General features: G+C 33.7%; 20 protein-coding genes. 11 read left to right on the forward strand and 9 right to left on the reverse strand.

The window, feature by feature from the left end:
* Window positions 1–131 precede the first annotated feature (131 nt).
* The gene (locus ABD077_RS04005; protein ID WP_343910728.1) at window positions 132–299 is read left to right on the forward strand and encodes a TIGR04149 family rSAM-modified RiPP; all 168 of its coding nucleotides are present in this window, start codon (window positions 132–134) and stop codon (window positions 297–299) included.
* 209 nt (window positions 300–508) lie between these two features.
* On the opposite strand, the gene ABD077_RS04010 is transcribed toward ABD077_RS04005, so the two are convergent.
* The 5 genes from ABD077_RS04010 to ABD077_RS04030 all read right to left on the reverse strand — a co-directional run bounded on the left by ABD077_RS04010 (window position 509) and on the right by ABD077_RS04030 (window position 6,540).
* Window positions 509–2,665 (reverse strand): hybrid sensor histidine kinase/response regulator, encoded by a 2,157-nt coding sequence (locus tag ABD077_RS04010; RefSeq protein ID WP_343910729.1) that lies wholly within the window; start codon window positions 2,663–2,665, stop codon window positions 509–511.
* Window positions 2,666–3,097: 432 nt separating this feature from the next.
* Window positions 3,098–4,195, reverse strand: coding sequence for a glycoside hydrolase family 3 N-terminal domain-containing protein (locus ABD077_RS04015; protein ID WP_343910730.1), 1,098 nt, complete (start codon window positions 4,193–4,195; stop codon window positions 3,098–3,100).
* A gap of 19 nt (window positions 4,196–4,214) precedes the next feature.
* Complete coding sequence (locus tag ABD077_RS04020) at window positions 4,215–5,063, reverse strand: sulfurtransferase (protein WP_343910731.1); 849 nt, start codon at window positions 5,061–5,063, stop codon at window positions 4,215–4,217.
* Window positions 5,064–5,066: 3 nt separating this feature from the next.
* Window positions 5,067–5,528, reverse strand: a complete 462-nt coding sequence (locus ABD077_RS04025) for a nuclear transport factor 2 family protein (RefSeq protein WP_343910732.1) — start codon at window positions 5,526–5,528, stop codon at window positions 5,067–5,069.
* A gap of 16 nt (window positions 5,529–5,544) precedes the next feature.
* The gene (locus ABD077_RS04030) at window positions 5,545–6,540 is read right to left on the reverse strand and encodes an NAD(P)H-dependent glycerol-3-phosphate dehydrogenase (protein ID WP_299900575.1); all 996 of its coding nucleotides are present in this window, start codon (window positions 6,538–6,540) and stop codon (window positions 5,545–5,547) included.
* Window positions 6,541–6,665: 125 nt separating this feature from the next.
* Here ABD077_RS04030 and ABD077_RS04035 point away from each other — a divergent pair, with 125 nt between their 5' ends.
* The 7 genes from ABD077_RS04035 (at window position 6,666) to ABD077_RS04065 (ending at window position 15,403) form a co-directional block, all read left to right on the forward strand.
* Window positions 6,666–7,589: a nicotinic acid mononucleotide adenyltransferase gene (locus ABD077_RS04035; protein WP_299608914.1), complete on the forward strand. Its 924-nt coding sequence runs from the start codon at window positions 6,666–6,668 to the stop codon at window positions 7,587–7,589.
* A gap of 341 nt (window positions 7,590–7,930) precedes the next feature.
* Window positions 7,931–8,143 (forward strand): hypothetical protein, encoded by a 213-nt coding sequence (locus tag ABD077_RS04040; protein ID WP_343910734.1) that lies wholly within the window; start codon window positions 7,931–7,933, stop codon window positions 8,141–8,143.
* Window positions 8,144–8,250: 107 nt separating this feature from the next.
* A complete protein-coding gene (locus ABD077_RS04045) occupies window positions 8,251–8,787 on the forward strand; it encodes a 3-hydroxyanthranilate 3,4-dioxygenase (RefSeq protein WP_343910736.1) in 537 nt (178 codons plus the stop codon).
* Between the two features lie 161 nt (window positions 8,788–8,948).
* Window positions 8,949–10,502, forward strand: a complete 1,554-nt coding sequence (gene amaB / locus ABD077_RS04050; RefSeq protein WP_343910738.1) for an L-piperidine-6-carboxylate dehydrogenase — start codon at window positions 8,949–8,951, stop codon at window positions 10,500–10,502.
* 167 nt (window positions 10,503–10,669) lie between these two features.
* Window positions 10,670–11,056, forward strand: a complete 387-nt coding sequence (locus ABD077_RS04055) for a hypothetical protein (RefSeq protein WP_343910740.1) — start codon at window positions 10,670–10,672, stop codon at window positions 11,054–11,056.
* Window positions 11,057–11,144: 88 nt separating this feature from the next.
* On the forward strand, window positions 11,145–14,831 hold the full coding sequence (locus ABD077_RS04060) for a T9SS type A sorting domain-containing protein (protein WP_343910742.1): 3,687 nt from the start codon (window positions 11,145–11,147) through the stop codon (window positions 14,829–14,831).
* 80 nt (window positions 14,832–14,911) lie between these two features.
* Entirely contained in the window at window positions 14,912–15,403 is a 492-nt protein-coding gene (locus ABD077_RS04065) for a hypothetical protein (RefSeq protein ID WP_343910743.1), read from the forward strand.
* On the opposite strand, the gene ABD077_RS04070 is transcribed toward ABD077_RS04065, so the two are convergent.
* The 4 genes from ABD077_RS04070 to ABD077_RS04085 all read right to left on the reverse strand — a co-directional run bounded on the left by ABD077_RS04070 (window position 15,400) and on the right by ABD077_RS04085 (window position 20,252).
* The gene (locus tag ABD077_RS04070; protein WP_343910744.1) at window positions 15,400–16,527 is read right to left on the reverse strand and encodes a TFIIB-type zinc ribbon-containing protein; all 1,128 of its coding nucleotides are present in this window, start codon (window positions 16,525–16,527) and stop codon (window positions 15,400–15,402) included. The genes ABD077_RS04065 and ABD077_RS04070 overlap by 4 nt on opposite strands.
* 93 nt (window positions 16,528–16,620) lie before the next feature.
* Window positions 16,621–17,757: an SPFH domain-containing protein gene (locus ABD077_RS04075; RefSeq protein ID WP_343910745.1), complete on the reverse strand. Its 1,137-nt coding sequence runs from the start codon at window positions 17,755–17,757 to the stop codon at window positions 16,621–16,623.
* A gap of 179 nt (window positions 17,758–17,936) precedes the next feature.
* Window positions 17,937–18,482, reverse strand: coding sequence for a hypothetical protein (locus ABD077_RS04080; RefSeq protein ID WP_343910746.1), 546 nt, complete (start codon window positions 18,480–18,482; stop codon window positions 17,937–17,939).
* A gap of 81 nt (window positions 18,483–18,563) precedes the next feature.
* Window positions 18,564–20,252: an ABC transporter ATP-binding protein gene (locus tag ABD077_RS04085; protein WP_343910748.1), complete on the reverse strand. Its 1,689-nt coding sequence runs from the start codon at window positions 20,250–20,252 to the stop codon at window positions 18,564–18,566.
* Window positions 20,253–20,377: 125 nt separating this feature from the next.
* On the opposite strand from ABD077_RS04085, the gene ABD077_RS04090 reads away from it, so the two are divergent.
* From ABD077_RS04090 to ABD077_RS04100, 3 genes are read left to right on the forward strand one after another with little or no spacing between them, the layout of a single operon-like run.
* Window positions 20,378–21,847, forward strand: coding sequence for a sensor histidine kinase (locus ABD077_RS04090; RefSeq protein WP_343910750.1), 1,470 nt, complete (start codon window positions 20,378–20,380; stop codon window positions 21,845–21,847).
* A gap of 12 nt (window positions 21,848–21,859) precedes the next feature.
* Window positions 21,860–22,066: a DUF4177 domain-containing protein gene (locus ABD077_RS04095; RefSeq protein WP_299608883.1), complete on the forward strand. Its 207-nt coding sequence runs from the start codon at window positions 21,860–21,862 to the stop codon at window positions 22,064–22,066.
* Window positions 22,067–22,081: 15 nt separating this feature from the next.
* Window positions 22,082–22,864: an enoyl-CoA hydratase/isomerase family protein gene (locus ABD077_RS04100; RefSeq protein WP_343911966.1), complete on the forward strand. Its 783-nt coding sequence runs from the start codon at window positions 22,082–22,084 to the stop codon at window positions 22,862–22,864.
* Window positions 22,865–22,868: the final 4 nt, after the last annotated feature.

Here is a 22,868-nt window from a genome sequence, read left to right on the forward strand (position 1 = left end):
AGTAGGTTCAAATCCTACTTTAGAAATAAAAAAATGACAAGAGGTATGTTGGAAAAAATGATCTACGGGTAGTAACATTATATGATATTTATGAAGGTACTATAAAATTATTGATCAATAAACATAGTATTATGAATTTAGAAAAGTTTAAGCAAAAAGAATTGAATTCGAGAGAAATGAATAGTGTTAAGGGGGGAACTTTATTTTGTTATTTAGGAGTGGTAATCGAAGTTGTTGTAGATCAGGTAATTGATGGTTTTACGGATGGTGCGGCTGCTGGGACACAAGGGGATGATTAAATAAAAGGTTTTAAGACTCTCAGAAATTTGTTTCTGGGAGTTTGCTATTGCAAGTATAGCAACTTAAATGATGCCTGCGCAAATTTTCTAGTGTAATATTTTTTACGGATGGTATTACTTGTTTTCATAATTCAGATCTTTTTTAAATGTTTTATGTGTGTTCGATTACCAAACATTAATAAAGGAATGGATGTTATCGGATAAAAATATTAAACCTTACCATTAGTAATATGTTTGGTTAACGTTTCTAGTAAATCTTCTGTTTTGTAGGGTTTTATAATAAAATCATTGATACCGTAATCTTTGAGGTTTCTATTTTCATTAACATAATCGGTGGCGGTAAGTGCTATGATAGGGACGGTTTTATTAAAAGTACGTATCTGCGTACTAGATTCCATCCCATCCATAATGGGCATATTAATATCCATCAAAATGGCATCAAAAGAATCTTCCTCGACGAAAGAAATGGCTTCTAGACCATTTGAAGCAATTTGGTGCTTCATATCATATTGTTCAAGGATTTTACGCGTTACTACCTGATTAATTTTATTGTCATCTACAATTAAAATATGTTTGTTTTTAAGCTTTTCAAATCCTAACAACTCCTCTTTCTCTGCAGTAATATGGTTTCCTGCTTCTAGCCATACATCAAAAAAGAACTCCGAACCTTTGTGCAAAGTACTTTTCAAATTCAATTTACTGTTTAGAGTCAGTAAAATTTTATTCACAATTGCTAATCCTAGTCCGGTTCCTCCTAAATCTTGATTATTTTGTACTTGGGCAAATTCATTAAATATATTGGTTTGTTCTTCTTCCGGAATACCTTTGCCGGTATCTTTTATCATAAATTTAAGAAGATATTGCTCATTTTTATAATCCAAGAATTCAACTCTTACTTCGATTTTTCCATCTTCAGTAAATTTACACGCATTGCTAATCAGGTTCAACAAAACCTGTGATATTTTCATTTTATCCGTATATAATATCTCAGGTACTTTCTCACTTACAGTTATGTTGATTGAATTGTTATTTTTACGATTTAGAAATTCAAAATTTTGTGCAATATTCGATATAAGTTGCCTAATTTTAAAATTGCTTTTATGTATTTGCCTACCTTCAGCAGACGAAAATTTATTAAGATTTAAGACATCATTTACTAAGGACAACAGGTAATCTGCTGAAAACTTTAAAGAACTCAGGTCATCAGAATGTTCATCAAATTTGGGGTCTTTTAAAAATACCGAAGAAAGACCAACAATACCATAAAGAGGAGTTCTTAATTCATGGCTTATGGTAGAAAGAAACTGCGTGTTTTTATTAGCAAGTTTTTCGGATTCTTCCTTCGCTTCAAGATATTGTTGATTTTTGAGTTTTAAGTTCTCTAGTAATAAATTTCTCTTATATCGGGTATAAAAAAGAAATCCTAAAATGGCAATTAGTATAACAGAAGACGCATAAAATATTTTCAATAAGAGGTCACTTTTGGCTTGTTTTTGTAATGAAATTTCGTTTTCTAACTGAGATTGAAGTAATTTTTGCTTGTATTGGTCTAATTTAAATTTTGAAGAGGCAATATTTTGTTGCTTTATCTTTTCTGACTTGTATCGGGCGGTTATTAATGAATCATAGATGTGTCTTATTTCGGTTACATTTTTGTATTGCTCAATATTTTCATAAGCCATCATAAGATTTTCATAATTTTTTATGTGATATCGTTGATCAAACTTACCATATCCTAATTCCAATGATTTTTTTATCGTTTCAATAGCTCTTTCATACTTTTTTTGTTTTAAAAAAATCGCTCCTTGAATATGTAAAGTAACGGCTTCAAACTCCGTTCTCCAATCTGCCGATGAATGCATATCGAGTAATTTCCAACTAATATCGAGATGTTTTTGTGCAACCTCTAGTGTATCTACCCTTTCGTATAATTCAGCTAAGTTAGAATTGACTATAAATTGTGCTCTAGGGTGTTGGACTTTTTGCACTAATGGCGCAGCAGGTTTTAAATAGATTATCGCTTTTAACGGTTCATTTTCAAAATAACAATTACTAAGGTCAATATAACCACTTATGGTAGCAAGAGTATCTTTTTTTAACTTTGCTCTTTCAAGGCCTTCATTAATTAGATCTTCTGCACCTTCAAATTCGTCAAGTTGAATAAATGTATTTGTGATAAGGCTTCTTAATCCACGTTCTTCTCTGAAGAAATTTGTTTTTTCTACATAATCTAATAGGGGAGTACCAAAATCAATAATTTTATGAAACTCTCCTTTATAAAAGCTTTTTCTTAATGCAGCGGTTACAGAGTCTATATCCTGAGCGGTATATTCTTTATCCGCCAAAGAGGATGTATCGTTAATCAATGTTTGCGCCTTACTATTGATTAAAAAAATAAAATTAATCAAAAAAAAGTGAGATAATATGTTTTTTTTGTTTTTGATGAAAAGCATACCCAGTTGCTAATATAATCATAATGAGATAAATAAAAGATTGCTATTGATAAGAACAGCTAATTTGATGAGCGAAACGGGTAATTTCAATATTATGTGGAAGTATCTGTAGAATATGATGTTTACATTTCAAAAGTTTTATTTTAATTTTTGATTATGGGTTCTGATTATTCTAGAGAGCAAAGAATAATTTTGTGCTTCATAGAACTAGAAATACCTTTTTAATAGATGTTTATAGTCGTAAAAGGGCACCAATACAAATAGGTTCAATAGGTTACTATATTCTTTTTTGAGTTTTGCAGAGATATTCGTTTTTGTTTGTGTAAAAATTTGTTTTACAAGGTGTTAGATAGCACCAGCGCACACTTTTAAACGCAAAACTTTTTTTACAGATTGTGCTATTTGTTTCTTATAGGAAGGATCTTCTTTCATGGCTGCGATAATAGCATTTATAGTAGCATTTTCATTTTGAGGCATTAATATTAAATCACACCCTGCCTTAGAGGCCAATAGTGGGGCATTGTCTAAAATAGTAACGGCTTTCATAATATTCAGCGCATCAGAAATAATAACTCCTTTAAAACCCATTTCTTCCTTCAGTAATCCAGTAATTATTTTTCTGGAACAGCTAGAAGGTAAACCGTTCGTTCCATATTTTTCATTATTTTGAATGGTAATATGAGCAATCATAATTGACAATACACCATCTTCTATGATTTTTTTATAATTGGCAACTTCTTGTAAAGGACCATCAATATAAACGCTTTGTTTATGGGTGTCGCCTTTAACTAAACCATGACCTGGAAAATGCTTAGCTGTGGCAATAATTCCACCTTCTTGAGTGCATTTAATAAATTGGTTGGCTAAGGTGATAACTGAATCTTTATTGCTACCATAACTTCTGGATTTTATGGCTTCATTACTAGCGCTAATATCCAAAACAGGAGCATAATTGTGGTGCACACCAATAGCTCTAAGTTCGGTATTAATAGTGTTTACAACCTTATCTGATTGCGCTTCAGTTTTAATATCTATTGTTTTTCCTACATCTTTTGCACCTTTAATTCTACTAGCAAATAAACTTGGTTCTGCATCCATGCTAAATAACAATGGAAGAGACTCATTTTTAGTGGAAATCGCATTTAAGGCGTTAATACTTTCGGTATGTGTTTTTTTACTTCCTTTTAGAAAGACAACACCTCCGATCGAATTACTTTCGGTAAGTTTCTTAATAGTTGCCATGGGTTTGCCTAATTCTCCTGCCGAAGAAATAATCATTTGCGCTACCTGTTGTCGCTCCGAAAGAGAGCGGTATATAGAATCTACTTTATACTCTAATTCAGAATTATAAGAATAGAAATCTTGTAGACTAAACCTTTTAGATTGAGCATTTGTTGTCTTAAAAAATAATGTAGAAAAGAAGAGTAGGATAAGATATCGCATAGTATATGTTTGGGTTGTTTTAAAATTCAATAGGAACGTCGGTAAGTTGTCCCCATTCTGTCCAGGAACCGTCATAAATCCATAGATTGGTATATCCTGCTAATTGAGCAGCTAGCAAAATAATACAGGCAGTAATTCCAGAACCACAGCTAAAGATGAGTTTTTTATTGGCAATATCAAAACCATCAAATATGTTTTTAAGTTGCTCAACCGGAAGCATTTTATCTTGCTCAAGAACTTTGGTGTACGGTAGGTTTAGGGAATTAGGAATATGCCCACCTTTAAGATCAGATCTTGGTTCTGGTTCTATACCTAAATACCTTCCCGAAGAGCGCGCATCCAATATCAATGTTTTTGGATCGTTCATTTCAGATAGAATTTCTTTTGCGTTAACGGTGCATTTGGAACGATCGTTTATTTCGAAATTCCCGAGGTTAAATACATTGTTAGTTGTCTTATTTTCAGTAGGCAACTGCTTTTTGTTCCACTCTGGTAAACCACCATTTAAAACTGCAACATTTGTATGACCCATTCTAGAAAACATCCACCAAGCTCTTGGGCTAGAGTAGATACCAATTGTATCATAAATGATGATTTTGGAATTAGCATTAATACCTAGTTCTTGACAATTTTTTTCAAAAACTTCTGCAGATGGAAGCATGTTGGGCAGATGAGAAGCTTGATCCGAAAAAGACTTTTTTATGTCAAAGAATCGGGCTCCTGGTATCTGGAGATCTTGCGCCAAAGATTCTTTAGATGAGGTTACTTTTTTAATACTTGCATCCAGAATTATCAAATCAGGATGGTCTAAATGTTTATGTAACCATTCTACGGATACCAATAGCCCAGGAAGTTGTAATGTTTCCATATGTTAAGGTTGAAACTTATCTAATAGTATGTTGGTTTGTTGATGTAGTTTTTTCTTAAAGAAATTAGTGCCTCCTAATAATTTTCCTTTCCATCCGATAGCTTGTGACGCCCAGCGATGTAGATTAAAATCATCTGTATGTTTTATAATTTTACCGTCTTTAAATTCAAATTTAGCATCTATGCGATTATGAACTTTTCTGCCGGTTTGACTAAAAGTATACCATGCTTCCCAATGAGCAGATCCACTTTCGTTATCAACTTGGATATTAGAAAATTCCACTTTTAGATCTTTACCATTCTTGCATAGCATTTGCCACATTTTTTTGGCACGATCTCCATGAAGTTGTCCAAAACCAGGATCTTCAAAAACAATGTCAGGATGATAACAAGATACCATCATATCAGCATTTTGCTGACTTAAACCAGTATAGAATGTTTGGATAAGTTCTTTATAATCTGCCATTGTTTTTTTAATTTGGTTAATCCAGTTTTTCGGCTAATTTCTTAAATACTTTTTTCGGATTCTTGTTCTCATATAAGATTCCATGTACAGCATCAATTATTGGTGTTCGAGTATTTTTATTAGCATCCAGTTCATACGCAGTTTTTGCAGCATAATATCCTTCGGCAACCATATTCATTTCCATTTGGGCACTTTTTACCGTATAGCCTTTTCCAATCATATTTCCGAACATTCGATTACGAGAAAAAATGGAGTAACCAGTTACTAACAAATCTCCTAAATAAGCAGAATCATTAATATTACGCTTCATCTTGTGAACCTTTTTAATAAAACGCTTCATTTCGCGAATTGCGTTACTCATTAAAACACTCTGAAAATTATCACCATAACCTAAGCCATGTGCAATGCCTGCAGCAACAGAATAAATATTTTTAAGAACTGCTGCATATTCAGTACCAATAATATCATCACTAACTTTGCATTTGATATATTCACTACTTAGGTTTTTTGCAACAATTTTTGCTTTTTCCTCGTCGTTAGATGCGATTGTTAAATAAGAAAGTCTTTCTAGTGCTACCTCTTCAGCATGACAAGGTCCTGTAATGACTCCAATATCATCAAATGGGATTTGATATTTATCATGAAAATGTTCTCCTACGATTAATCCAGACTCAGGAACAATTCCTTTAATTGCAGAAAATATCACTTTGCCTTCCAGTGAAACTGTTAGTTTTTGTAGTTCTGTATGTAAAAATGCAGAAGGAATAGCAAAAATCAAGTAATCAGCATACGCTACTGCTTCATTTATATCATTGGTAAGTTTAAGCTGATCCAGTTTGAATTCCACAGAACTGAGGTAGTTTGGATTGTGTTGTTGGCGTTTTAGATGTTCTAATGCATATACACTTCGCATATACCAACCAACCTGAGGTAAGTTCTCGGTAAGCATTTTTACGATAGCAGTAGCCCAACTACCACCACCAATCACAGCAAATTTTAAATCTTTATCCATGTAAAATGATTGTGAGTTCAAAAATAAGGAAAATACAAGTCAAATTAAACAGCTGATAATCAATAGTATGTGTTTTTGGCACATGTTTTGGTTTTACCATTATAGAATTGAAAAACACATAGCTTATGAAGACTTTAAAATTACTTTCGGTTTTTATGTTAGGTTCCATCCTTTTAACTTCTTGTGTAGCAGAAGTAGTAGTAGAGGAAGATGTTTTTATAGAAGAGCCTACAATCTCATTAAATCAGTTACTTAATTCTTATGAAATCTGGTATGTGGATATAGAACGTACACAAGGTAATGGGGAAATCCCGTTTCTTCAAAAGGCTTTTACAGTGTCATTTAAAAATGGAACTTTTTATGCTAACAATAACCTGGTAGGTATAGGAAGTAATGGGAATGGTTTTGGATTAGATGTCGGATTTTATAACACTTTTGGTATGGAGGTAGATGTTAGCCATGATATTGATGGAACTTATAGCCTAGATGTAATACAATTATCAAATAACGAAATACGATTGTATGATGGTGTTACAAATACAAGTTATTATCTAATTGGATATCAGAGAAACACGTTTGATTACGATAAAGTGTTTTATGATAACATTCACTACTTTTTACATGAGTATACCGTATGGGAAAAGGTCTATACAAGTGAAATCGGAGCTTTAAATGAGTTTGATAATGAAAATTATCTACAGTTTTTATACTATGGATCTGGTGATAACTTTAGAAGTTCAGAAGATGTTAATGTGTCTAATATCAACGATATATACTATGATTACAATGGATATTATGCTGTCGATGATGTGCCTAATAATTTCTATATGAAAAATTTAACACTTGATTACGATTATTTGGGCAATGAATATTTCGAATTAACCGTTATAAATGATAGTAGAATAGAATTATTACACCCTTCTTCTGGTACAATTTATGAATTTGTGGGTAGAGGATATTTACAATTTAAATCTTCTAAAGATGGTAAGCCATCACAGAATGATAAAAAAAGATTAAAGAAAGCTGATTTTATGAAGCTTACAAAATAGAAAAGTCGCACTAGACGATATAAATTTTTTTGGTTGGTTATTTAGTTGGAAATCGCTCTACAAGAGAAATCTTGTCTGGGCGATTTCTTTTTAGTGAGATAGTATTTTGCAATAGCAAAATGCGTAATCGAACTAATCCCGATGCAAATCGGGATCCAATAAGTTTTTAATTTTTTAAAAATAGAGGTTATTTCCCCAGTTTTACTGTTTAATTTAGGTTTTGTAATTAACTGATAATAAGAACTCAATTTAGATAAAATGAGGTTCTATTTTGATGATAAATTGTAGAAAAGAAACAATATTTCCTAAATTTAAAATTCAACAAATTAAATTATTTAGGTATGCTTAAGAAAATTTTAGACATCGATAACAGTAAAAAACTGAGTAAAACAGCACAAAAAACAATACAAGGAGGAGGCTTTCCTTTTTTTGATGAATGTTGTGCTTGCGTCTTTAGACCTGCCAATAGACCGTTTCCTATTTTGATCACACAATCTTGTTCTGATCCTTGTCCGGTAGATGGAAGTACCGAATATGAAGATACAGGATGCTAAAACTTACAAAGCGAACTTAGGTTCGCTTTTTTTATAGAATAGATTTTCTGGTTTTAGAAAAGATATCCTTTCATTTCCGTAATTTTATAATCAAAATTTATTCAAATATGGGAATTCAGAAACCTTTTAATCTTAATCAATGGATAGAAGAAAATCGTAATCTTCTAAAACCTCCTGTAGGCAACAAAAATCTATATAAAGATGCAGGTGATTATATCGTAATGATTGTTGCTGGTCCAAATGCTCGAAAAGATTATCATTATAACGAAACTGAGGAATTGTTTTACCAGCTAGAAGGAGAAATAGAAGTTCATATACAAGAAGAAGGTGAGAAAAAAACAATGAAATTAGGACCAGGAGATATGTATTTGCACCCTGCTAAAGTTCCCCACTCTCCAGTTAGGCATAAAGATTCGATAGGTCTCGTTATAGAAAGGAAAAGAGCTGACTTAGAAGCAGAAGATGGATTGTTATGGTTTTGTGATAATTGTAATAATAAGTTACACGAGGTATATTTTAAACTAAATAACATTGAGAAAGATTTCTTAAAACATTTTAAAGATTTTTATAGTAGTAAATCGTTAAGAACCTGTAATAAATGTGGTACAGAGATGGCAGTAGATAAACGATTTGTCGCAGATTGAACAAGATCAATTTAGTTTAAAAAAGTTTGTGAAAATGAGATTTTGGTTTTTTTGAAGATGTTTTTGCAAGATTTTGTTTAAAATTAACAATATATCGAGTCAAAATTTAATATATCTTCAAAACGCAGTATCTTTACAACTCAAAAAATAATTTGTAATACATGGCAACTATAGCAATAGATTTTGGAATAGAAGAAGCCCTAAAGCAATTAGGTGTTTCTGACCTAAATAAAGGAACCTCTACAGGATCAGATTGGTTTTCTAATGGAGAAGAAATTTCATCTTTCTCACCAGTTGATGGTAATTTGATCGGAAAAGTTACTACTACCACAAGAGAAGATTATGAGAAAGTAATTACCGCTGCGCAAACTGCATTTAAGTCTTGGAAATTAATGCCTGCTCCTCAACGAGGAGAAATTGTAAGACAATTCGGAGAAGAATTAAGACGTTTAAAAGAACCACTTGGCAAATTGGTTTCTTACGAAATGGGTAAGTCGTATCAAGAAGGATTAGGAGAGGTACAAGAAATGATAGATATCTGTGATTTTGCTGTTGGGTTATCCAGACAATTACATGGACTTACTATGCATTCCGAAAGACCTGGTCATAGAATGTATGAACAATATCATCCCTTAGGAATTGTTGGAATTATTTCTGCTTTTAATTTTCCAGTAGCTGTTTGGTCGTGGAATACTGCATTAGCGTGGATATGTGGAGATGTATGTGTTTGGAAACCAAGTGAAAAAACACCACTTTGTGGAGTAGCTTGCCAAAATATTATAGCCAAAGTTTTAAAAGATAATAACCTTCCAGAAGGAATTTCCTGTTTAGTGAATGGCGATTATAAAGTCGGAGAGTTCATGACAACAGACAAACGTATTCCGTTGATTTCCGCGACAGGATCTACCAGAATGGGTAAAATTGTTGGGGCTACAGTGGGACAGCGTTTAGGAAAATCGTTGTTAGAACTGGGAGGTAATAACGCAATTATAGTTACACCTGATGCGGATATTAAAATGACTGTAATCGGAGCAGTGTTTGGAGCTGTAGGAACGGCTGGACAAAGATGTACATCTACCAGAAGATTGATTATACATGAATCAATTTACGATAAAGTAAAAAATGCTGTAGTAGATGCTTATAAACAATTAAGAATTGGAAATCCATTAGATGAAAATAATCATGTCGGCCCTCTAATTGATACCGATGCAGTTAAAGGGTATCAACAAGCATTAGAAAAAGTAGTGCAAGAAGGCGGTAGTATTGTTGTAGAAGGAGGCGTGCTTTATGGAGAAGGATATGAAAGCGGATGTTATGTAAAACCTGCAATTGCTGAGGCTGATAACTCTTTCGAAATAGTACAACACGAAACATTTGCACCAGTTTTATATCTATTAAAATATAGTGGAGATGTAGAAAATGCCATTGAAGTGCAAAATGGAGTAGCCCAAGGATTATCTTCAGCGATAATGACTAATAATCTTCGTGAAGCTGAACGATTTTTATCGCATGCTGGTTCTGATTGTGGTATAGCGAATGTAAACATTGGTACTTCGGGAGCAGAAATCGGTGGTGCTTTTGGTGGTGAGAAAGAAACTGGTGGAGGAAGAGAATCCGGTTCTGATGCTTGGAAGGTATATATGAGAAGGCAAACTAATACTATAAATTACACAACCGAATTGCCTTTAGCTCAAGGGATTAAGTTTGATTTGTAAAAAATAATTTTTCAAAAAAGCACCTAAATATCTAGGTGCTTTTTTGGTTTTTTTAGGTCAATAATTCTTAGTAAGTCCGTAAAAAAATAGAAGAATGTGTTAGAATGTATATCTTCGCGTTAATAAAGACGCAACCTTATGCATGATAACGCATCTTTGTTACAAATATGAAAAGGATTATGAAGAAATTATTACTTATACTTTTAGTTGTCTGTTCTGCTTGTAATCTGGATGAACAAGAAACATTAGATCCAATTTTTTGTACGGATGAACTTAGGCCAGGTTTGGAAATAACAGTTTTAAGTTCAGTTGATAGTTCTATAATAACTTCTGGAATAACAGTTGTTGCTAAAGACGGGGAATATACGGAGACATTAGTTAATTTTAATGAAACAACAATTTTTGTTGGTGCATTCGAAAGAACGGGTACTTATTTTATAACAATTACAGGAGAAGGTTTTCAGGAATTTTCTTCTACAATGCCCATTATCGTTGATAAAGATATATGTCATGTAATAACTGAGAGTAGGGAAATTATAATTCAATCAAATTAACAATATAGTACTATATTTTGATAATATTTTAACAAATGTTTCGATTTCATTAAGCTAGCTTTGGGATTCACACAAAATTAACTTAAATATGAAATCAACTCTACAAAACCTCACTCGAGGTATTTGTGCTTGTGGATTAATGTTGTCAACACTTACGATAACAGCACAAGTACAACAACTCAAAACTACTCCAGATGAAAAACCAGGTAAAGGTCATCAGTTGTACAAGCAAACAAAAATGTTTGATAGCAAAAAAGGACCGACAGATCCTAGAACACCTATTCAAAGGCAAGCTGATAATGCTATAGAAAGATCTCAATTTGATTTGTTAAGATTGCAAGATCCAGCAACAGGAAGAATACCAGAAGGTATTAGAAAAGCCGAATTAAAATACTCAGGAAAGATTAGTCTTAGTGATGATTCACAAAAATCATTACAAATAGCTGCTAAATCAGGGAGATTCTCTTTTTGGAAAAATAGAGGTCCTTTTAATGTAGGTGGTAGAACACGTGCTTTAGCAATAGACAGAGGAAACGAGAATGTTATTTTGGCCGGAGGAGTATCTGGTGGATTATGGAGAACTGAAAATGGAGGAGAAACTTGGAGAAAAATTACAAGATCCTTCCAAAATCCTAGTATTACCGGAATTATCCAAGATCCAAGACCTAGACACAGCTTTACCTGGTATTATATTTCTGGTGAACGTTGGGGTAACTCTGCTAGTGCAGGAGGAGCTTTTTATCAAGGTAGTGGAGTGTATAAATCCAGAGATGGAGGACGTACATTCGAGCAGTTAAGAGCTACTGTAAATCCTGATGTTGGTATATTTAACACTAACGAGCCTTTTGATTTAATTAACTCTATTGCTATTGATCCTAGAAATGGAGATATTTATTTAGGAACAATTACTGGTATACAAAGATCTCAAGATGGAGGAAACTCTTTTACAGAAGTTTTAGCTGGTGGTTTCGATGCTAAAGCTGAAGTGGCTATTACTTCTACTGGACAAATATATGCTACAATAGATTCTGATAATGATCCAACAGCAGGTTTCTTTACATCTACAGATGGTGATACTTGGACGAATATTACGCCAGAAGGATTTGTGCCAGCTTATGGAAGAACAGTAATGGGTATCGATCCTTCTAATGAAAATACGGTGTATTTCTTTACTCAAAACAATAGTGGAGGAATTCCTGCTTTATTAAACCGATATGACGCTACTGCTGGAACTTGGACAGATTTAAGTGTTAATCTACCTTTTGGTATTGGTGGACCAGTAGGAAACCTAAATTTACAAGGAGAATATAACATGGTAGTTAAAGTACACCCTACAGATAGTAATATGGTATTTGTTGGTGGAACTAATATTTATAGATCAATGGATGGATTTACAACTCCAACAGGACAAGAAAGTTGGATCGCTGGATATTCTCCAATAAATAATGTGAGCTTATATACGAATCAGCATCCCGATCAGCATGTACTTACATTTTTCCCGTCAAATCCTAATAGAGCATTATCAGGAAATGATGGTGGTGTATATGTAACAGAGGATATTACTGCTACTAATGATGGAGTTGAGCCTGTTGCTTGGTCTTCTCTAAACAATGGATACATTACAACACAGCCATATCATGTTGCTTTTGATCCAGAACCAAATACTGATGATCTAGTTGCTGGATTTCAGGATAACGGGACTTGGTTTACTAATTCTACGGATTCTAACGCTATATGGGAATCAGATTTTGGAGGAGATGGTGCTTACAGTGCAATTGCTGATAACGGAAGAACTCGTTATGTTTCTTCACAAAGAGGAAATGTTTTTAGATTTAATTTTGATGAAGAGGGAGTTTTTGAATCTTTCTCCGCTGTAGAGCCAGCAGGTGCTTCTGGTTTTGCTTTTGTGAATCCGTTTATATTGGATCCTAATAATGATAATATTATGTATATGCCAGCAGGAAGCACGATATGGAGAAATAATGATCTTGATGGTTTACCATTATTTACAAATACAAATGCAACAGAAAACTGGGTTAATTTAACAAATACTGCGACACCCGACGGATCTACTATTACAGCTCTAGAAGCTTCTACATTCCCTGTAGCAAATAGGTTATACTACGGTACTAATTCTGGAATAATTTTCAGAATGGATAATGCGAATATAGATAATCAGACAGTAGTAGATATTTCTACTGGTAAAGGTTTACCTGTAGGTTTTGTAAATGATATTAATATTGATCCATCTAATGCGGATCGTGTGATTGCAACATTTTCAAATTACGGAATACCTAGTGTGTTCATTACTGAAGATGGTGGAGATACATGGACTAACATTAGTGGTAATTTAGAAGAAAATGCTGATGGTACAGGAAATGGACCTTCAGTAAGAAGTACTGCATTCTTAGGAAGTAGCTTAGGTAGGTTTGGGGCTCGTTTACAAAGAGTATTCGCAGCTACTAGTACAGGTTTATACTCTACAAGAAGACTTAATGGTCAAAACACTGTTTGGAGAAAAGAAAACTTTGCTATCGGTAATTCTGTTGCTGATGAGGTAGTTACAAGAAAAGATGGATTTATCGCAGTGGCTGCTCACGGAAGTGGTTTATTTAGTGCACGTTTCCCAATTACATCAAATCCATTACCAGAAGCTACATTAAGCACTGCATTTTTACTTGAAGATTTCGGAGTAAGTGAGAACAGTGAAGACACTACTATAGATATCGCTGGATTGTTTGTACAATCACAAGGACTTCCAATTGATATCGAGTTAACAAATTCTAATCCAGAATTGGTTACCGCAGTATTAACAGGAAATACCTTAACGTTATCCTATGCTCCAGATAGTCTAGGGTCTGCGTCAATCGGATTAGTTGCTACTTCTGGCGATGAGCAAGTAGCAGAAGGGTTTACAGTTACTGTAGCAGAACCAACTATTTATGAGCAAACAAATACGCAAGTGTCGGTTATACCATCACAAAACTTTTTGGATTTTGGTGGATTAGCACAATCGGCTGATGATTTTACGGTTCCTAGTGGTACTTCTTGGAATATAGATAGAATTGTTGCTTTTGGGGCTGTTAATGGAAGCCCAGCACTTACCAATGTAAGTATTGTAATTTACGAGAACGAAGGTGGTGTTCCTGGAGCTGAAGTTTATAATAGTGGTGATATTACACCAATTTCAGAACCTAATATTTCTAATTTAAATATTGCTCTTCCGGAAGTTCTTACGTTAGAAAGTGGTGAATACTGGATTTCAGTTTACACTAATTTAGCATTTAATGGAGGAAATCAGTGGTTCTGGGCGTCTCAAGAGAATGTTGTAGGAGGAGTGACTCAATTTAGAGATCCAGTAAATCTTTTTGGAACTGGAGCAATAGATTGGACAGCTATTACAGTGGCATTAGGAAGAGATCCTTTGGACCAGATTTTCCAAATTTATGGAGATATCATTAGTTCTGGTGATGGACCAGTAGAACCAGAGGTAGAAGCCCCTTTAGTGACATTGGATTTAGCAAATGAGATTGCAGTATATCCTAATCCATCAAATAACACTTTCTTCTTTAACTTCGGTGATACTATTGCTAAATCAAGCAGCAAAGTAAATATTGATATTTTTAATAGTACAGGAAACCTTGTACATACGATGTCTGATGTGAATTCAAATGCAAGTGTAAATTGGGATGCTTCTCGTTTAGCTTCTGGTTTATATTATGCAAAGATTTCAGGTACAGGAACAAGTAAAGTAATTAAGTTACTTAAGCAATAGTCATAATTTGACTTTTAAATAACAATTAATTATGAAAAGGGGAGTTGATATAATCAACTCCTTTTTTTATTTTCAACATTATGAATAAGTTAGTATATATAATATTATTTGCAATTTTGGTTTCTTGTAAATCTACTAGTATTGCTCAGGAAAATGAAAAGAAAAGTAGCAACACTGAAAATAAAGTAAAAGCCCGGAAACCTCGTTTTGGAGATTCGAACAACGGAGGGATTAGACCAAATGTCGTTTCACAAAATCAAATAGCACCAAATACAATACATCTTAAAGTAGTTGTTTTAGAAGTTTCGGGAAACAATAATATTTGTGATAAGTCCTATGATAATACAGGTAGGATGCTAGTAAAAAATGTTAAAGGTTATGGATCTGGAATTGTAAATATGATTTCCCAAAATAAAGAACTAATCATAGCATTACGCAAGGGAATTGCGAAGGACATTTCTAGTTTACAGAAGAATATAGACAAAGAAATTTCTATAGTGGTACGAGAAAAACCTTGTACAGATTTTAATCAAACCATGTATGAAACAGTTACTATTTCTAGTATAGATTAGATATTTCCCTGTTGATTTTGATAAGTATCTACTAACCAAAGAATCAATACAATTACAGCAATACTAAATACAACTGTGAAGAATATTTTCCAAAACGAATAAGGTCTTTTTCCAGATATTCGACCAGTTTGACCATTCACAAAGAAATTATATTTTTTGCCGTTATATTGATAGGCACTTATATATACTGGAAGTAAAATATGTTTAAAGGTTTCTTCGGATAAGCTCATATTTATAGAATGTACTCTTTGTGTATCTCCACCAATATCATGTCTAGACCATGATCGAGCAATTTTTTCTGCTTCTTTTGTGGACTCTAAATGACCGTCTTTTAGAGGAATTGTATATTTTTCTGTTACAAATCCTGCCAAAAAACTTGTATTAAATGGAACTAAAGCTTTTAAGTTCCAGTGAGCTATTTTGTTAGGGATAGCGTTTTTGCGTTGATGAGAAGCCTTTATTAATGTGTCATCAACAAAACCGCTTACATTTCCACTGGCAGGTGTCCAGCGCGTTCTGCGTTCTTGTCTCGTTCTTTGAACTGTTTTACCATTTACAGTAGTAGTGTATGGAACGCTTACATAGTAATAATCTCCTCTTTGTCCTGTATAGGTAGCATACAATTGAGCATCGAATGTCCAATAGGGTAAGTACAAACCTTTTGTATATTGAGGATCTAAAGCTGCTTTTTTAAGATTGTTAGGAGCAAACCATAATCCTTGTACCCATTTAGAAAATATTTGATGCGATTTTTTCTGATCAAATTGAAAAGGTAAAACGGCACCAGGAAGAATCCAATCTTCTTTATAAGCATCTTCGATGATCAGAGGCATCGTGCAATATACACAATGCAATGATTTGTAATTCTCTTCGATATGTTGATTTGCGCCACAATTTTTACATTGTAGCATTAGTATCTCCTCAGAATGAGAAAGTGATCCCATCTCTTCCAAGTAGGGTTTTAGCTCCAGCTCTTTAAATCCATCTTCATTCTGAACAATTGTTTCTTCATGACCACAGTAATCACATTTAATTTCTGTAGTTCCTGGTTTATATGTCAATTCTGCACCACAATTGACACACGATTTTTTTTGTTCAGAAAATGCTCTTTTTTCTTCTTCCATTGAGGAGTTACAATACTAAAGGTTGTACAAAATAGATACCTTCTTCCATAGATAAAAATGGAAGAAGGATAAATTTTATGTTATAAATTGTTCTTATGCACCAGGTAATGGAGGAGGAGTGCTACCACCTAAAAAAGGTTTTAGTTCTTCTACATCTTTTATTGCAGTCCAGTTGGCCATTCCTTGCTTCCAAACTAGAGTATCCTTATTTACCGTTCTATTCGCAAATAGTGCTTTGAGCTGATCAAAAGATACAGGTCCAGCTTGCTGTCCATTCACAGCATAATAGTATTGTACTTGCACAGGCATCGGTGGTGGAGCTACAGGAGATGTTTGTTGTGGTTGTACTTGTTGTTGGTTGGTCATCGGGTTCATCATACCGCCCATTTGTTGAGCAAGAACAAATCCCATTCCCATTCCCATTCCTGCACCGGCAGTACCACCTTCATTGGCAGCGGCAGCTTCTATAGCTTTTGCAGTTTTGAATTTAGCTAATTTATCAAGATCTAGCTTGTCAATTCTGCTATACTCGAAGATTTCTTTTTTAAGATCTTCAGGCATGGAAACATTCTCAATAAAGAATTTTTCTAATGAGATCCCTACTGAGTTAAACTCAGGCTGCATTACATCGTTACATGTTTCTGATAGCTCTGTAGTGTTTGCAGCATATAATTCTATCGGAAAATTAGCTTCCCCTACAGTATCCGTAAAACGGGTTGAAATCAGACTTTTTAGATGTTCGTTTATCTCAAAACTAGTAAAATTAGCATCCGTGCCTACAATATCAACTATAAACTTACCTGGGTCATTAATTTTAAAAGCATACGTTCCGAAAGCTCTAATCTCTACCAAACCAAAACGATCATCATTTAAAGTGATTGGGTTTTTAGTTCCCCATTTTTCATCCGTAAAAAGTCGGGTGTTTACAAAATATACCTCTGCTTTAAACGGGCTATTAAAACCGTATTTCCAACCTTTCAAAGTAGTAAGGATAGGAAGGTTTTGAGTGTTTAAGGTATAGGTTCCTGGCTCAAATACATCTGCGAGTTGACCTTCATTTACAAAAACTGCAGTTTGCCCTTCTCTTACAATAAGTTGAGCACCATTTTTTATTTCGTTTTGATATCTTTCGAAGCGATGAACAATCGTATCCTGCGTATTGTCTAACCATTCTACGATATCTATAAATTCATTACTTAGCTTTTTCTTTATTTCGTCAAAAATTCCCATCGGTGAGTTGATTTAAAATTCGTGTTCTAAAACTACGAAATAGGATGGTTGTGTAAAAATTAATTTTCACTTAATTCCTAAAGAAAAACCCCAATATCGAAGATGTATTAGGGTTTTAAGGCACAATTAAGGGGTAGTCGGATAATCAGAGGGTAAAAATTCTGATGTTACCTAATTACTTATAAAGGAACTACTTCTGTATTTTGATTGTCGATATAAATATTCAAAGATTTGGTCACAGTATTAGCAGAACTATCCAATCCTCCGAAGTCCCTAACTAAAAAAGAGAATGATATACTTACAGCATTTCCATTGGTTACTAGTTTTCCAGCTACTATATTTCCTGTTAATGGATTCGTTTCATTTCCATCCCAATAAACTAGACTACTAAGAAAAGAGATAGATGTAGTTTCCCAAGGTGATGGGATTTCTGTAGAAAACTCTATATAATCATGTGGGTATTGCCATGAAATTCGCTCTACACCACCGCTATCGGCTCCAGAAAAGATAAAATCATAGGTAGTATCAGATCGTAAATTTAGTTGTAAGCTTGTAAAATCGTCATCTTGTGTAAAGGTGCGATTAAAGCCATCTCCAGAAATATTAAAGGAAAATGTTGGAGCAGTGTTATCTGTTTCAGGAATATCCGTTTCACAAGAAATCAGAAAGAATATAATAACTATTGAAATTATTCTTTGGGCATTTTTTAAAAAGTCTGTTTTCATCACATTAAGTTTGCTATTTAAACTTAGTGTGGATATAAGTGTTTAGGTAAACATCGAGATGGAATATTGATATTCAGTTTTTTATAATCCCTTAGGAATTGCATCGATCAGTTTTTGAGTATATGATTTCTGAGGGTTTTCATAAATGAAATCTGCATCTCCTTTTTCTTCAATTTTACCTTTATTCATTACTAATAACTGATCTGACATATATTTAACCACGGCAAGATCATGAGAAATGAAGATATAAGTAAATTCAAATTTTTCTTTTAGTTCGTTTAATAAGTTTAATACTTGTGCTTGAACCGAAATATCTAAAGCACTCACAGATTCATCACAAATGATTAGTTTAGGTTGGAGTGCTATTGTTCTTGCAATTCCAATTCTTTGTCGTTGACCTCCACTAAATTCATGAGGGTATCTATTAAAATAAGATGGACTCAATCCTACTCGTTCTAAAAGGCTCAGTACTTTTTCTTTTCTCTCCGTATCATTCTTATACAGTTTATGAGCTTTCATAGGCTCTAGAATTGCTTTGCCAACAGTTAATCGAGGGTTTAGAGAAGCAAAAGGATCCTGAAATATTAATTGTATTTCCTTCCGTAAATTTCGAATTTGAGAGGGTGAAACTTTAGTTAAATCCTGACCGCGATATAGAATCTCTCCTTGGTTGGCTTTTTGTAATTGTAATATTGTATTTCCCAAGGTAGATTTTCCACAGCCGGATTCTCCAACAAGCCCTAAGGTTTCTCCTTCAAATAATTGAAAACTTACATTATCAACTGCTTTGAATTCTTTCTTACCAAATAGTCCTACTTTGGTAAAAAAAGATTTTTCTACATTTTTTACTTCTAATAAAGGAGGTTTACTATATAGTTTTTTGTGTAGTTGTTCGCGATCTTCTTTGCTAATTAACTGTATTTCCTTCTTCTCTTTACTAAGATAATCGGTTATGGTAGGTAATTCTTTAAATCGTACATCTAGCGACGGTCTGGCCGAAATCAAAGCTTTGGTATAGTCTTGTTGAGGATTCTTAAATATTTTTTGAGTGGGACCATATTCTACCATTTTTCCTTGGTATACTACTAATACGTTATCTGCTATTTCGGAAACCAATGACAAATCATGTGAAATAAACAGAATGCTCATTTCAAATTCTTTTTGGAGTTCTTTGAGTAACGCAATGATTTCTTTTTGAACGGTTACATCCAAGGCTGTAGTTGGTTCGTCTGCAATTAGTAATTTGGGCTTGCAGGCAATAGCCATGGCAATCATGATACGCTGTTTCTGACCGCCACTAAGTTCATGAGGATATGAATTATAGGCTCTAGAAATATCAGGAAGTTTTACTTTTTCAAATAAAGAAAGCACTTCGTTTTTTGCCTCAGATTTTGATATTTTGGTATGCTGTAAAAGAATTTCAATTACCTGTTTCCCACATTTCATCGAAGGATTTAAAGAACTCATAGGTTCTTGAAAAATCATAGCAATTTCATTACCACGAAGAGATCGAAGTTTTGATGGATCTAAATCTAGTAAGGATTCATTCTTGTAAAAAATAGTGCCTGAAACAGAAGCAATTTTAGCAGGAAGTAAGCCCATAATGGCTAATGAGGTAACTGATTTTCCGCTTCCAGATTCCCCTACAACTCCTAAAATCTCATTAGGTTTGATATCAAATGAAAGATCATATAATACCTGAGTTTCATTTTTTTGATTAGAAAAAGAAACATTGAGATTTTTAATAGAGAGTATTGAGGAAGTATCCATAAATTCAAAGCTAAGTAAATTTAGTTAATTCTTAGAATTAAAAGCAAGTTGTTATGAAAGCAAACCAATACTGAAGCTGCAATTTTTGGTGTGATATTTGCTATCTTTACGATTCAAAGAATACTATGAAGCTTACCAAACTATCCCTTAGAACTAGGATTTTTATTTCGATGACAGTGTTAGTTCTGTTAGCTTCGGTTTTGGTAGCTGCTATAACCGTGTATCAATACAAAGAAGAGGCAGAAGAATACCATCGCGAACGATTAGAAAGAAAGGAAGAGCGAATAAAAATAGCTATCAATAATGCCTTACTCAGTACCACATATCCAGTAACGGAAGAAAACGTTCTACTAATATTCAAGGAAAAAGATAGAATTCATCAAATCTCTCAAGAGCATACGTTACCAGTAAATATTTATAGTTTATCAGGTAAATTGTTAGTAAAATCAGAAGAAACTTTTGTTAATGATACTGTAGATCGGGTGTTAGACAAGCGTATTATCGACACATTAGGAACCGGGTATGAAAAACGATATTTAGGCGTTTCCGAGAAGAACGGAGAACATTTTCTGTCTTCATACACTTATATCAAAGATAATAAATCAAAACCTTTGGCGATACTTAATTTACCATATTTGGAAGATGACAATTTCTTTTCTAGAGAATTATGGGAATCTCTTAAAAGACTTGGACAAGTGTATTTATTGATGTTGTTGATCGCTATTATTTTAGCATACTTTCTTTCCAAATATATTACACGTTCTCTAAAAACAATTTCTGATACTATCGATCAAACACGATTGGATAAACGAAATAAAAGAATACGTATTGGAGATTCTAGTGATGAGATCTATTCATTGGTAAATGCGTATAACAGTATGATTGATGAATTAGAGGAAAGTGCTGCAATGCTGGCAAAGAGTGAGCGAGAGGCTGCTTGGAGAGAGATGGCAAAACAGGTAGCGCACGAAATTAAAAATCCACTAACACCAATGCGTCTAACTGTTCAGAGTTTTGAGCGAAAATTTAATCCAAGTGATCCTAATATTGAGCAAAAAGTAAAGGAGTATAGTGATACGTTGATTCAACAGATAGATACTATGAGTTCTATAGCTTCTGCTTTTTCTAACTTTGCGCAAATGCCAGCGCAGAAGAGTGAGACATTGAACGTGGTAAAGATTGTGGGACTTGCGTTGGATATATTTAATGAAGGATATATAGTTTTTCCTTCAGAAAAAGAAGAGATTATTGCGAAGTTTGATAGAACACAGTTAATCCGAGTGGTTACAAATTTGGTAAAAAATGCCATTCAGGCAATATCCGAAGATCAAACACCTAAAATTATTGTAAATGTATTTACGGAAAAGGACGACGTAGTAATTACTGTGGCTGATAATGGAGTAGGTATTTCTGAGGAAAATAAGAAGAAAATCTTTGAACCAAAATTTACCACTAAAAATAGTGGTATGGGGTTAGGATTAGGAATGGTAAAAAATATTGTGGAAACCTATAGCGGAAGTATTACCTTTACCTCACAAGAAGGGAAAGGTACTGTTTTTAAGGTGAAGTTTCCGAGAATAAAGTCAGATCTATAAAAAACTAAACCTATGAAAGAGTATAAGCTAGAATCATTGATTTACTATTCTAAACTAACTAGAGATAAAGAGCATATCCTAAAAGCATCTTCAAAGGACATTCAGGAAAAATTAGATGAGTATTCTAAAGATGGATGGAGATTGGTGTCTACTGATGTGGAAGATTTTGGGATAGGAATGTATTTTTACTTATACTTCGAGAGAGATCGAAAATACTAAACAAACAATAGAAATATAATGTATACTAACATTCTCACATCTCAAAATGAAGGTGTAACTACAATTACAATCAATCGACCATCAAAGCTTAACGCATTAAACAAAGAAACCATTCAGGAATTGCACAATGCTTTTGATGCTGCAAATAAAGATGCTAAAACCAAAGTAATTATTGTTACTGGAAGTGGTGAAAAAGCATTTGTAGCTGGTGCTGATATCAGTGAATTCACGAATTTTTCTGTAGAACAAGGAGGTCAATTGGCAGCTAAAGGGCAAGAGTTACTTTTCGATTTTGTAGCAAATCTTTCTACACCTGTAATTGCCGCTGTTAATGGATTTGCACTTGGTGGTGGATTGGAATTAGCAATGGCAGCACATTTTAGAGTTGCTAGTGATAATGCCAAAATGGGATTACCAGAAGTATCACTTGGTGTGATACCAGGATATGGAGGCACTCAAAGATTACCGCAATTAGTTGGTAAAGGAAGGGCTATGGAAATGATTATGACAGCAGGGATGGTGGATGCTAATCAAGCATTGAATTATGGTTTAGTAAATCATGTAGTTCCTCAAGAAGAATTAATTCCTCTTACCGAAAAATTAGCGAGTAAAATTATGAGAAATTCTTCGGTAGCAATAGGAGCAGCAATACATGCTGTAAATGCTGCTTATGAAGATGGTGTAAATGGTTTTGCAACAGAAATTCAAGAGTTTGGAAAATGTTTTGGAACCTTGGACTTTAAAGAAGGAACAACGGCATTCTTGGAAAAGAGAAAAGCTGATTTTCCCGGTAAATAAAAGA

This window comes from Aquimarina litoralis (genome assembly GCF_039523995.1).
GTDB classification, from domain to species: Bacteria; Bacteroidota; Bacteroidia; order Flavobacteriales; family Flavobacteriaceae; genus Aquimarina; species Aquimarina litoralis.

Bases quoted from the DNA above. Each gene is read 5' to 3' on its own strand.
- ABD077_RS04005 (WP_343910728.1), top strand. From the start codon at position 132: ATGAATTTAGAAAAGTTTAAGCAAAAAGAATTGAATTCGAGAGAAATG.
- ABD077_RS04015 (WP_343910730.1), bottom strand. From the start codon at position 4,195: ATGCGATATCTTATCCTACTCTTCTTTTCTACATTATTTTTTAAGACA.
- ABD077_RS04020 (WP_343910731.1), bottom strand. From the start codon at position 5,063: ATGGAAACATTACAACTTCCTGGGCTATTGGTATCCGTAGAATGGTTA.
- ABD077_RS04025 (WP_343910732.1), bottom strand. From the start codon at position 5,528: ATGGCAGATTATAAAGAACTTATCCAAACATTCTATACTGGTTTAAGT.
- ABD077_RS04030 (WP_299900575.1), bottom strand. From the start codon at position 6,540: ATGGATAAAGATTTAAAATTTGCTGTGATTGGTGGTGGTAGTTGGGCT.
- ABD077_RS04035 (WP_299608914.1), top strand. From the start codon at position 6,666: ATGAAGACTTTAAAATTACTTTCGGTTTTTATGTTAGGTTCCATCCTT.
- ABD077_RS04040 (WP_343910734.1), top strand. From the start codon at position 7,931: ATGCTTAAGAAAATTTTAGACATCGATAACAGTAAAAAACTGAGTAAA.
- ABD077_RS04045 (WP_343910736.1), top strand. From the start codon at position 8,251: ATGGGAATTCAGAAACCTTTTAATCTTAATCAATGGATAGAAGAAAAT.
- amaB (WP_343910738.1), top strand. From the start codon at position 8,949: ATGGCAACTATAGCAATAGATTTTGGAATAGAAGAAGCCCTAAAGCAA.
- ABD077_RS04055 (WP_343910740.1), top strand. From the start codon at position 10,670: ATGAAAAGGATTATGAAGAAATTATTACTTATACTTTTAGTTGTCTGT.
- ABD077_RS04060 (WP_343910742.1), top strand. From the start codon at position 11,145: ATGAAATCAACTCTACAAAACCTCACTCGAGGTATTTGTGCTTGTGGA.
- ABD077_RS04065 (WP_343910743.1), top strand. From the start codon at position 14,912: ATGAATAAGTTAGTATATATAATATTATTTGCAATTTTGGTTTCTTGT.
- ABD077_RS04070 (WP_343910744.1), bottom strand. From the start codon at position 16,527: ATGGAAGAAGAAAAAAGAGCATTTTCTGAACAAAAAAAATCGTGTGTC.
- ABD077_RS04075 (WP_343910745.1), bottom strand. From the start codon at position 17,757: ATGGGAATTTTTGACGAAATAAAGAAAAAGCTAAGTAATGAATTTATA.
- ABD077_RS04080 (WP_343910746.1), bottom strand. From the start codon at position 18,482: ATGAAAACAGACTTTTTAAAAAATGCCCAAAGAATAATTTCAATAGTT.
- ABD077_RS04085 (WP_343910748.1), bottom strand. From the start codon at position 20,252: ATGGATACTTCCTCAATACTCTCTATTAAAAATCTCAATGTTTCTTTT.
- ABD077_RS04090 (WP_343910750.1), top strand. From the start codon at position 20,378: ATGAAGCTTACCAAACTATCCCTTAGAACTAGGATTTTTATTTCGATG.
- ABD077_RS04095 (WP_299608883.1), top strand. From the start codon at position 21,860: ATGAAAGAGTATAAGCTAGAATCATTGATTTACTATTCTAAACTAACT.